The organism is [Limnothrix rosea] IAM M-220, assembly GCF_001904615.1.
GTDB lineage: Bacteria > Cyanobacteriota > Cyanobacteriia > Cyanobacteriales > MRBY01 > MRBY01.
This window is the reverse complement of sequence record NZ_MRBY01000011.1, coordinates 89,321-101,037: the sequence shown is the minus strand read 5'-3', so window position 1 is coordinate 101,037 and position 11,717 is coordinate 89,321. Positions and strand designations below refer to the sequence as shown.

Below are 11,717 nucleotides of genomic sequence, written 5' to 3'. Positions count from 1 at the left end.
GAGGACATCAAACCATCCCCGCTCTTGGGATACGCGTCCGACTGCAATAGTCATAATGTTAAATTCCTCTTGTTTATATAGATGAACAAGGGTGTCGTAAAATTGCTTACGTGTAAGTTTCCTTGTTATGGAATCTCTCTGTCAATGTTTAAAAGCCAATAGGGATTTATAGGATAAGTCCTATGGTGGGAGAGATTCGAGGGCTTGCGTAAGCGCGTTAATTGTTTGAAAACAGGCGTTTTCAAACAATTAACGTTTCTTAAAATAGCACAATCTTCAGGGGCTAAGTAGCCTTTTGAAGGTTCTTGTAAGAAGAGTGTAAACACTTTTCTTAATATCGCGCAGGCAAATTGTCACAAAAATATACATCTCTGTCAGAAAAGGGGGGATTTTGCCTGCGGAAGAGGTTGACCAAGTTGTTTTAGGTTGAGGGCATGGCCGCCGGCTAGGAGATAGGTTTCGTCGGTGGTTAGTCCGGTTTGGCGAATGAGGCGGCCGAGGCGATCGCGGAATAGTCTTCCTAATTCTGAGGTGGGCACGACTCCCCAGCCGGTTTCTTCGGCAACAAGAATGGTTAAAAGTGGTAGATCTGGTAATAAATCTAAGAATTCAGTCATTATTTGATACCACGTGGCAGCATCGGTCTCTAAATGGGCTGCAACCCATAATCCGAGTGAGTCTACTAAGGCACAGCTTTCTGGGGAAATTGTTTGTAAGGCTCCTGGGAGGTCTTTTGATTCTGCAATAAAGTGCCATGAATCGGGTCGGCGATCGCGGTGGTGTTGGATGCGGGCTGTCCATTCAGGGTCATTGGGATTTTCTTGGGCGGTGGCGATGTAGGTAACTTCTTTTCCAGATTGGAGGGCAAGGTGTTCTGCCCACTCGCTTTTACCAGAGCGGACTGCGCCAGTTACTAAAATACTTTTGCCCATAATTTGTTGTTTGTAAGGGTTAGTTTGAATGTGCGTTACGCTTCGCGAACACACCCTACCTGTTTTTTGTGCGAAGGAATGGTCTAGAAGCTTTAAAAAGGGACTTCTGGATCGTCGAGGTCTATGGATTTGAGGCTAACGGTTTGGCTGATTTTTTCTTCGATAGGCAAATCAGCCAACAAGTCTTGAAATTCTTTTTGTAATGCTTTGGTAAGTTTCAGTGGAGTATCACTCTGGAATTGCTTGGTGGCGATCGCCTGTCCTAAATCTGCCAGCTTCACATATTCAGCTTTACGACTACTGAAAGTTAATTTAAAACCGACAGTTGTGTCGACGTTTTGGGCTGACATTGCTGCTTTAAGACGCGTTTTGAGGTGTTCCACTTCACTATTAAGCATTTGCCAATCATGTTCGATTTGGCGGTAGCGACGAGTCAAATTGGCAATATTTTCAGTTTCCGGCGCGATTTGGCACTGTTGCTGGAGTTGTAGCAGGCGATGATGAACTTGAGCTGTGTACACCGGATCGAGTTTGGCGTAGTCGAGCTGTTCTTGGCTGAGAGGTCGTAATCCCCAATCGCTGCTCTGCAAGTCTTTATTAACTATCGGGAAATGACAAAGCGTTTCCGCAAGGGTTTTTAGTTTGTTATCTGGTTTTGGCGCTAAATAGTATGGGATATTTTTGGCGAGTTCAAGGGTGCAAGTGATGTTTTTTGCCTTTGAGCCACCTAAAAATTTTTTATCAAAAGCGGCGTTATGAAAAACTTTGGCGATCGCCTCATTCGCCATAATCTCATCAATAAAGTGATCAATAAGATCAGGTTTATCTAGCACGTCAAAAATTAAAACCTGTTCCCCCGTTAAATCAGCGGAGTTTGCCGAAATCTGGATTAACGACAAGCGAGGCTGCTTGGTTTTGTAATCTGCTACCTCCGTATCCACCCATAGGATTGGCGCAAACTTTAAACGGGCGATCGCCCCAATGATCTCTTCAGGATTCTGGAGATAAGGCATAAAAAATTAAAAGCTGTCCGGATTAAGCAAAACAAAGCAGTAGTCATTAATTGGTAGATGCACCCTGGTTTTGGCCTCAGAGACTTGTTTCTGAGGCTTTTTCATTTTCTCGTAATTCCCTAGGTGAACGGACATCTGGTAAGCGTTTTTTTAGAACGTACAGCCAAATTAGTCCCAATGCGCCGAGGGCAATACCACCGAGACTGACTAGCTGTGCAATACGCAATCCCCCGATCATCAGGCTATCCATCCGCAGACCTTCGATCCAAACTCGCCCGGCGCTGTAGGCAACCCAATAGGTCAGGAAAATCGTACCGCCCTTGAGGCGATCGCCATGTCTCAAGCCCCAGAAAAATAGATAAAGTAAAAGCCCTAAAACGCCGATATTCCACAGAGACTCATAGAGGAAAGTCGGGTGAAAATATTCATTACTGGCTAGCGAGTAGGGTCGATTTGCGGGCGGAATATAGAGCTTCCACGGTAAATCCGTGGGTCTCCCAAAGGCTTCCGAGTTAAAGAAATTTCCCCACCGCCCGATCGCCTGACCGAGGATGAGAGACGGCGCGATCACGTCGGCTAATTGCCAAAACGAACATTTACTCAAGCGACAGAAAATCCACCCTGCAAGAATTCCCCCTAAAACCGCTCCGTGGATGGCAATGCCCCCTTTCCAAATGGCAATAATGTCCTGAGGGCGGCTAGAGTAGCTCTGCCACTGGAATAAGACATAGTAAATGCGAGCACAAGGGATTGCGGCTAAAACACCCCAGATGGCGTAGTCAGCGACGAATTCAGGGTTCATCTCACGTTTCTTCGCTAAATATTGGGAAAGATTAACGCCGATAATGACTGCCGAAGCAATTAATAAGCCGTACCAACGCACCGCAAAATTTCCCACTTCAAAAATAATTGGGCCGGGAGATTGGAATTGCCAAGCAAAAATCATGGTTATTTCGTGGTGGGAAAAAGGATTAGAAAAAATTAGTGATTATTTTTTGTGGGTCACTTCAACCACAGTATGGACATTGCCGCGAGGTTTGTAGTCACCTTTAATCGTCATTTCTAGGGGGTCACAAGCCGCCACAAGATCGTCAAGAATTTGGTTTACGCCTTCCTCGTGGGAAATGTAGCGATCGCGGTAACTGTTTATGTAGAGTTTAATCGCTTTTAGCTCAACGACTTTTTGGTCTGGGACGTAGGACACATAGATGGTCGCGAAGTCGGGGTAGCCGGAAAAAGGGCATTTACAGGTATATTCGGGCAGAGAAATATTAATGGTGTAACGTCGCCCTGGTCGAGGATTGGGAAAAGTTACAAGTTTGCCAGCTTCGATTTCGCGCTCGCCATATTTAAATTCTTGGGTTTCTGGCGATTCAGTCATGGTGAGTTCTAGGTTGATGATTGAGTTGAGATTGTCGTATTGTACCGATCTTTCGACAGCCTCTAACGGCTTTAAAAATCATCATGTCAGTGCTCTGGCAAGTTTACGGTCGTGTCGAACGACATTTCTCTAAAAATAAAGGCGGGATAACACTCAGTAGACACAAAATTGTGAGGGCAAAAATGAACGGAAGGCGATCGCCACCGGAAAAAGCAGTTTTGCCACTCACGCCGAGCCAAGTATATAAAATTGTGCCCGGAATAATGCCAATGAATGTTCCAAGGGTATAGGGAACCCAATGAATTGGGGTAAGGCCGAATAAAAAATTAATGAGATTAAATGGCGTAATGGGTGCAAAGCGCATTGCCAACACGAGGGTTAATGGATTGCGATGTACCGCAGCTCGAATTCTTTTTAAAACATGATGGCGGTGGAATTTGCTTAATGCCCAGTCCCGTAGTAGGTAACGTGCAGCTAAAAATGCCCCAAGTGCCCCCAAAGTCGCTCCCAAAACTGACCAAAATGTCCCCCAAGACAATCCAAAAATAATGCCGCCTGCCGTCGTCAGCACAGTGCCCGGTATCCCAAAAATAGTTAGCACTATGTAGAGTCCGAGAAATAAGCCAACTACACAACAGGGCATCAGTTGGAGAACGCCTGCTAATTTTTCGTGATCAAATAAAAAGTGTCGACCGTAAAAAACAAGTCCGGCGATCGCCCCGAAAGCCAAGACAACAAACACAATGCGAGGTCGGCACCAGAAGCCCGCTTTAAATAAATTAGACTTCCTGAGAGCCTTGAGGAATCGCATCATGGCTGTCCCCTTCAATTTGAGCATTAAGAGCCTTCTGAGCTGCCTTCGTAATAAGTACGGTGACAAGTACCGTCGCAACCAATCCCACAACAGTTAAGGCCGTCTTCAGTAACGCTTCTTGCCCACCAGTCGTATCAGCACTTGCCGCATTTGCCGCAGCACGACCGATGTAGCCAAAGTAAACATACATCACAGTTCCGGGCATCATACCAATCCAAGACGCGATGACATACTCACGCAATGACACCTTTGTCACGCCAAAGGCATAGTTGAGAAAGACAAAAGGAAAAATTGGCGAAAGCCTCACTAAGCCAACAATTTTCCAGCCTTCTTGGGCAACGGCTTTATCAACGGCTTTAAATTTTGGTTGACCATCAATTTGTTTAGAAACCCAGCCCCGTGCCAGATACCGCCCAATTAGAAAAGAACAAGTTGCTGCCAAAGTCGAGGCGATCGACACCAAAATGGAGCCTTGGACAACCCCAAATAATGCTCCTGCACCAAGGGTCAATGCCGCACCAGAAACAAAAAGTACCGACGCTAAAACATAAATCCCGATAAAGGCAACAATGCCCCAAGCACCGAGGTTATCAACCCAAAGAATTGCTTGGTCAAGCAAACCACTAATAAATGTAAAAATACCCAATTTCTTTAATGCAATTACTGCTATCGCTACGATTAGGGCGATCGCCCCAAACTTAACCCATTTATTTTTTAAAAGTCCATTCATCACTTTGCCCCGTTTAGCTCAATCGCAAACTTGTTCTAGACATCTTCAGTCTAAAAACAAACATCAGCACAAAGCTTAAAAACAGCCAAAAATCCAGTTTGATTTCTACGAGAATTCCTATAAATTTTACGTCGGACTCAAAAAACAGAAAATTCAGCTTCAAAACAAGCCAACCTTAAACCGAAACGCCAGTACATTTACCCATAAAAAAACAGCACGTAGACCATAAGCCATACCTGCCGTCATACAAAAAAGAATGCCCTGCAAAAAAACAGGACACAAAATTAATTACTTAGTAGCGATTACGAGAGTTGTAGCCACCGCCACCACCGCGAGAAGACTTACGATCTTCACGGGGCTTCGCTTTATTGACCTTTAAATCCCGTCCCATCCATTCAGCGCCGTCTAGCGCTTCAATAGCAGCAGTTTCTTCGTCTTCCTTAGACATTTCAACGAAAGCGAAACCACGGGGACGACCAGTCTCACGGTCAGAAGGGATCTGCACGCGACTCACTTTACCGTACTCAGCAAAGGTCTCTTTCAGATCTTCCTCAGTAACTTGATAAGACAGGTTTCCAATATAAATCGACATAATTATTAAGTATTCTTCCAAATCGGAGAATGAAGAGTGTAAAGATTCGGAAGTGTGCAGTTAAAAATTTCTAAAATTCAAACTCAGCTAAAAATCCTAAATCCTCATTAAGTATAGAAGCTGATTGGCTATTTGCGGGAATTGTCACAGAATGTATCTAAACCCGTAAAAATATGCTGACATGGAGAATGACCTCTAGTCCACAGCACGCAGTCTAAATTTTCAGTAAAAACCTAAAGCAAAAAACATATTTGCCGCGGCAGCCTAAAGATAATTGTAGTGGTGATTGTCAGAACTTGCCTAATCACATCCTAATCATACAAAAAAATTGTCGATACTTTTCTCAGCAACACAATGAATGTCGAAGGAAAAAAGCACCGGGCAAGACTACTATTGTTGGTTGGACTAGTAAATAGTTTAACGGTCACCATACTCTGCATAGTAACAAGTCTTATTGGTCTTTTTGAAATTCCTGAACTGGATTTCTATGATCTTCTCACTAAAACAAAATCAACGAAAAAGATCAATCCTCATATTGTGTTGGTCGGCGTTACAGAATCAGACATAAAATATCTCAATGGCTGGCCTATTTCAGATCGAAATCTAGCAATAATTCTCAATAAAATCAAGGCACAATCTCCTCACTCAATTGCCTTAGACATTTACCGCGATTTTCCAGTTTTTGAAGGCTATAGTGAGCTACAAAAAGTGTTTGAAACAACACCAAATCTCATCGGAGTAGAGAATGTTTTACTTTCGACAGATCCAAATGAGGTGATAGCTCAAAGTGTTGCACCTCCAGAGTTTCTTGCCCAAAATAATCAAGTGGCGATCGCCAATTTGATTTTTGACCAAGACTTCGTTGTTCGTCGAGCCTTTCTAGCCGTTGTGCCACCCAATAGCCGCGATCAAAAAAGTAAACTTAGCCTCTCAGCACGACTAGCTTTAGATTATTTAGCCGATAAAGATATCAAGCCAAAAGCCATTTCAAATCAACAATTTTCATACCAACTAGGCAAGAGTATTTTTTATCGCCTAAAAAAGAACTCAGGAGGCTATACAAAAGCTCAGATTAGGGGGAACCAGATCTTAATCAACTACCAAGGGGAACCTTGTAATATTGCAGAAAAATGCATGTTCAAACAAGTCTCAATTCAAGATTTATTAGAAAATAATATTCCCTCAGATTTATTCAAAGATAAAATCGTTATTTTTGGAGCCTTTAGTAGTAGTCTTAATGATTTTTTTTACACTCCTTATGATAGCCCGATGTACGGCATCGAAATCCATGGTCATATTACCAGTCAGATCATTGAGGCAGCCCTCGAAGGAAATGCTCTCATCAAAACCTTGCCAGAACTTGTAGAGTGGCTATGGATTTTTCTATGGGTGTCTACTGGCTCTTTATTTGGCATTCTACTGGGTCAAAAAAGATGGGAGTTTGCCGGAATTTTTCCGATCAGTGCTTTTCTAATACTAATAAATCATCATTTATTCTCTAACAATATTTGGCTACCAATTGTCGCTCCATTTGCTGGCATATATCTCTCTTTAATCACAGCAGCAATTTATTTATTTTGGCAGCAGCTCAAGAGTTATACCCAAGATCTAGAAGTTCAAGTGATGGAGCGTACTGTTGAGCTAGAGAAAAAAAATCAAGTCTTAGCAATTCAAAATATCCAACTAGATAAAGCGCGGGAAATTGCAGATGCAGCGAATCGGGCGAAAAGTCAATTTTTAGCCAATATGAGTCATGAGTTACGTACACCTTTAAATGCAATTTTAGGTTTTTCTCAGCTAATGAACCGAGACCCTAATTTAAATTTAACTCAAGATACTTATCTAAGTATTATTAATCGTAGTGGAGAACATCTTTTAGGACTCATTAATGATGTCTTAGATATGGCCAAGATTGAAGCGGGGCAGATGAGTCTTAATGTTAATAGCTTCGACTTGAGAGCGACCCTGGGGGTTATCGGAGAGACTTTCATTCTTAAAGCAGCAGAAAAGGGTTTAGATCTCGAATTTGTCATCCAAGACTCTGTACCCCAATATATTATGGGTGACGAGAAAAAGATTAGACAGATTTTATTAAATTTACTCAGTAATTCACTGAAGTTTACAGAGTTTGGATTTGTTAGGTTATTGGTTCAAGTTGCTGAAAAGGAAGAGGAGCAATATGTTTTGTCTTTTGTTGTTCAAGATACTGGGGAAGGGATTAAGGAGACAGAAATACAGACGATTTTTACAAGTTTCACTCAAACGGAATCTGGTGTCCGATCTAATCAAGGTACTGGTTTGGGGTTACCGATTAGCCGTAAATTTGTGCGGATGATGGGAGGAGATATATTCGTTACTTCACGGGTTGGAGTAGGAACGACTGTTCGGTTCACAATCAAGGTTCAATCGGTTTTAAAAGAACTAATTCAGCTGCCACAAAAACAACAAAGGGTCATTGCTCTTGCTCCTAATCAAGCAGTTTATAAGATATTAATTGTGGATGATCACTGGGTTAATCGTAAGCTTTTAGAGCAACTTTTAACTCATATTGGTTTTACAGTAAAAGAGGCTGAAAATGGTCAGGAGGCGATCGCCCTCTGGGAAAGCTGGCAACCCCATTTAATTTGGACAGATGTACGTATGCCGATCCTTAATGGGTACGATATGACTCGAGAAATTCGTCGACGGGAAATGAGAAAGTGTGCAGAAAATGGCTCAATAGAAAAAACGATTATTTTGGCAATTACAGCAAGTATTTTAAAGGAAGAGGAAATACGGATTGCAGCATCTGGCTGTGATGGTTTTGTGCGTAAGCCTTTTCAGGAAGATGAGGTCTTAAATTTAATGAAAAGTTTTCTTGATATACAGTATTTATATGAGGACTTACAACGTGATTTGCCCATCTCAAAGGGGTATGGCTCCTCGACCATCGATAAATCAAATCTCCACGCACAAATTAGTCTTACTTCACAACAATGGCGGGAAAATCTCAAAAACAATGCCATTGTTGGTGATGATCAAAATATTTTTTTGCTATTGGAAGAACTCCCAACTGCGGCAAAGGATTTAAAGGCAACTTTGAAGGGCTGGACTGAAGAATTTAGATTTGACTTAATTCAAGATTTATTGCTGTGAAAATGGGTTTCGTCTCAGTGGTTAAGGCTGTTTAGTGGGGGTTTTATTTATGTTGCTAAAGTGGGTGTTTTTTTTGTCATTTATTGATTTCAAGTAGACAATGCAAGTATGGCATGCAGTTATTGCTTTTTTGGGAGGCTTTTTTTGCATTGTTAATGGTTCTCTGTATTGCGGTATACCAGAAATTATTAAATGTATCCGTTAAGTTGGGCTGAAATCGTGTTGTCATTAAAAACTGGAATTTAATTTTTATGGGTTATGTCGAAACTGACCCGGCGATCGCCACACAACAGCCTACAGTTCATCAATTTTTACATCTTTGCGCAGAGACCAATATTGCCAAGATTCCCCTTGCAGCGGAATGGGGACTACAGCTTTTAATGGAAGGGGATTTCCATGAGCGTTGGCGCATTACTAAAGTTTTAGGGAAGGTTGGCGACTCGATTTTGCCTCAACTACTGGCGATCGCCGAAAATCCAGCTCAAGATATAGAGTTACGCTGGTTTGCCATTCGTATTTTGGGTCAATATCGTCAACCAGACATTATCGCGCGATTGCTTGTTCTGATCGAAAATTGTCAAGAAGAGTTTCTCGCGGACGAAATTGTGCGAGCGCTGGTGCAGCTAGAAGAGCAAGCCACAGATTATATTGTGCCGCTCCTTCATGAAGTGGAGACTCGCCTATTGGCGGTAAAAGCTTTGTGTAAGGTTCGCTATAGCAATATTGTGGAACCTTTGCTCAGTGTTGTAGAGGATGACAATCCGGAGATTCGAGAATTAGCGATTGAAGCCCTAGGCAGTTTCCGCCATCCACGGATTTTCACTTTTTTATTGGCAGCTCTCAAAGATCCAGCGAGTAAAGTCCGCATTGAGGCAATTCGCGCTTTGGGGTTTTGGACAAACTACGCGGATAAAGACATTATTTTTCAACGGGTTTCGCCGCTGCTCTACGACCATAACCTTGATGTTTGCCAACAGGCCGGCCTCGCCCTGAGTCGTCTCCAAAATGCTGATGCGGTAGAGGCGATCGCCACGGTTATCCAAGCTACCACCACTCCCCTCGCCCTAAAAAAAGAACTTGTCCAAGCTTTAGGGTGGATTGATCAAGCCGCCAGCCTGCAAGCATTAGGCGATATTTTGCCGCAGGCATCGGAGCCCCTTACCCTCGAAATTATTAAAGTCATTGGCCGCATCGATAGCGGCGATCGCCAAGAACAAGGCACAAAACTTCTTCTGGATTTTTGGCGACAACAAACACAATTACCCAAAAAAGATTTGCGACAAGCCTTTGTCTATGCCCTCGGCCAACTCAAACAACCCATTGCCCAAGAAACTTTACGACAACTCAGTCACGACGCAGATTCCGCCGTCAGACTCCATGCCATAGCAGCCCTCAACAAACTGCCAAGAACAAAGACTTAGTGCAAAGGTTACTGTTTTTTGAGCTGACATCAGTTAAGCTAGCCATCTGTTGATCGAAACAATAATTTGACGAAAATGAGCAGCGAATTTCGCAAACTTTTAAGAAAAGTTGGTAGTGGTAAACATACAAGCAAAGGCCTAACCCGACCTGAGGCGACAACAGCATTACAGATGATGGTCGATGGGGCTGCCACACCTGCTCAAATTGGTGCATTTTTGATTTCCCATCGCATTAAACGACCAACGGGTATTGAGTTGGCCGGCATGCTTGATTTTTATGATTCTCGGAGCCAAAAATTACAACCCATTTGCCCCGATAAAACCGTTTATATTTTGGGTATTCCCTACGACGGTCGTTCTCGCACTGCGCCCATATCGCCCATTGTTTCACTCATGCTCAAGGCCTCTGGTGTACCTGTGGTGATGCATGGTGGCGATCGCCTACCGACAAAATACGGCTTACCTCTCATAGAAATCTGGCAAGCACTAGGTTTAAGATTTAACCGATTAGACGTGCGCCAATATCAAGCATTTTTTGAAACGGAAGAATTCGCATTATGCTATACCCCAACTTTTTTACCAGAGAGTAAAGCGCTAAACACCTATCGCGAAGAACTCGGCAAACGTCCCCCCATTGCCACCATAGAGCTCGTTTGGTCTCCCTACTCTGGAACCAATAGCCACACCATCGCAGGCTATGTTCATCCCCCCACAGAAAGCATTATTCGCGATACTTTTACCGAGAGAAAACAAGCGCCATACACTTTAATTAAAGGCCTAGAGGGCAGCGGCGATCTGCGCATTTCCCAGGTCACGATTGTTGCCACCCATGAGAACACAGATGCCAGTGGCGTAAAATACCTGAAGCCTGATCCCTATATCTACAATCTAGGCGGCAAGGATGTTCCCCTTGAATCAGCAGAAAGTTATATCGAAAATTTAACAGCATTATTGCAAGGCGAAAAAAATGACCTGTTTAACACAGCGGTTTGGAATGGGGCATTTTATCTGTGGCACTGCGGTATTGCTGAAGATCTAGAAGCGGGTGTTGCAGCAGCGAAAACTTTAATCCTTGAAGGGACATTGCAAGATACTTTGATAAGACTTAAATCGACGCTGGATCAATTGTAAGGGCTAAAAACGTCTGTTCGGCTTAATCATAATGGTCTCTAAAGTCCCTAGGGAAAGGAGATAAACAGAGGGATCAATATTGGCGTTGTACTTGGGTCGTTCTTACCAAAATTTGCGAGCTGAAGAAATTTCTCCATCCCCTTCTCTCCGTTGCCACATCGTTATTTCAAGGTCTTGTTTCATCTAAACTCCGATTAAAAAAAATCATTGTGACAATGGGGCGATCGCCACTTATTTTCCGTAGCCAAGACCCATAAGATTAGCCCACCTTGGGGTTCAAAAGCCGGGGATTTTCCAACAGGTGTCGTTTACCTCGCTAGAATTTCATCAATCCCCCACTTTGTCGTCCTAAACCGATGGACTTTGACGATAGACTTTCATCTTGTCAATTTGTAAAAAAGCATTAAAAAGCTTAAACTATGTGCAGGAAGCTGCATCTTCATGTTGTAAAAGGCAGCATTAACAAGGGTCTTTCCACACGAACCCTTAATTTGATTTAGCGTTAAGTTTTATCGGTTTGCACAGTTTCTCGTTGAGACTTATTATTCTGCACCGATTAAACCTAGGC

10 protein-coding genes are annotated in these 11,717 nt (G+C 43.0%); 3 read left to right on the top strand and 7 right to left on the bottom strand.

Translation table 11 applies throughout. The features are described from left to right. Nucleotides 1-374 precede the first annotated feature (374 nt). The 7 genes from cobU to NIES208_RS06910 form a co-directional block, all read right to left on the bottom strand. Nucleotides 375-932, bottom strand: a complete 558-nt coding sequence (cobU, locus tag NIES208_RS06940; RefSeq protein WP_075891098.1) for a bifunctional adenosylcobinamide kinase/adenosylcobinamide-phosphate guanylyltransferase — start codon at nt 930-932, stop codon at nt 375-377. Nucleotides 933-1,024: 92 nt separating this feature from the next. Continuing rightward, nucleotides 1,025-1,945 carry a ribonuclease D gene (locus NIES208_RS06935; RefSeq protein WP_075891096.1) on the bottom strand — a complete coding sequence of 307 codons (921 nt, stop codon included), beginning with the start codon at nt 1,943-1,945 and terminating at the stop codon, nt 1,025-1,027. 76 nt (nt 1,946-2,021) lie between these two features. Next, entirely contained in the window at nt 2,022-2,891 is an 870-nt protein-coding gene (gene lgt / locus NIES208_RS06930; RefSeq protein ID WP_075891094.1) for a prolipoprotein diacylglyceryl transferase, read from the bottom strand. Between the two features lie 42 nt (nt 2,892-2,933). Next, nucleotides 2,934-3,326 carry a preQ(1) synthase gene (queF, locus tag NIES208_RS06925; RefSeq protein WP_075891092.1) on the bottom strand — a complete coding sequence of 131 codons (393 nt, stop codon included), beginning with the start codon at nt 3,324-3,326 and terminating at the stop codon, nt 2,934-2,936. A 103-nt stretch (nt 3,327-3,429) separates the two neighbouring features. Then, nucleotides 3,430-4,140: a TVP38/TMEM64 family protein gene (locus NIES208_RS06920; protein WP_216349371.1), complete on the bottom strand. Its 711-nt coding sequence runs from the start codon at nt 4,138-4,140 to the stop codon at nt 3,430-3,432. Further along, a complete protein-coding gene (locus NIES208_RS06915; protein ID WP_075891090.1) occupies nt 4,106-4,870 on the bottom strand; it encodes a TVP38/TMEM64 family protein in 765 nt (254 codons plus the stop codon). The genes NIES208_RS06920 and NIES208_RS06915 overlap by 35 nt, the downstream gene beginning before the upstream one ends. 292 nt (nt 4,871-5,162) lie before the next feature. Beyond that, nucleotides 5,163-5,462, bottom strand: coding sequence for an RNA recognition motif domain-containing protein (locus NIES208_RS06910; RefSeq protein ID WP_075891088.1), 300 nt, complete (start codon nt 5,460-5,462; stop codon nt 5,163-5,165). A 354-nt stretch (nt 5,463-5,816) separates the two neighbouring features. Between NIES208_RS06910 and NIES208_RS06905 the strand changes: the two genes are divergently transcribed. The 3 genes from NIES208_RS06905 (at nt 5,817) to NIES208_RS06895 (ending at nt 11,149) form a co-directional block, all read left to right on the top strand. Continuing rightward, nucleotides 5,817-8,597, top strand: a complete 2,781-nt coding sequence (locus NIES208_RS06905) for a CHASE2 domain-containing protein (protein ID WP_075891086.1) — start codon at nt 5,817-5,819, stop codon at nt 8,595-8,597. A gap of 251 nt (nt 8,598-8,848) precedes the next feature. Then, nucleotides 8,849-10,018: a HEAT repeat domain-containing protein gene (locus NIES208_RS06900; protein WP_075891084.1), complete on the top strand. Its 1,170-nt coding sequence runs from the start codon at nt 8,849-8,851 to the stop codon at nt 10,016-10,018. A gap of 75 nt (nt 10,019-10,093) precedes the next feature. After that, entirely contained in the window at nt 10,094-11,149 is a 1,056-nt protein-coding gene (locus NIES208_RS06895) for an anthranilate phosphoribosyltransferase family protein (protein ID WP_075891082.1), read from the top strand. Nucleotides 11,150-11,717: the final 568 nt, after the last annotated feature.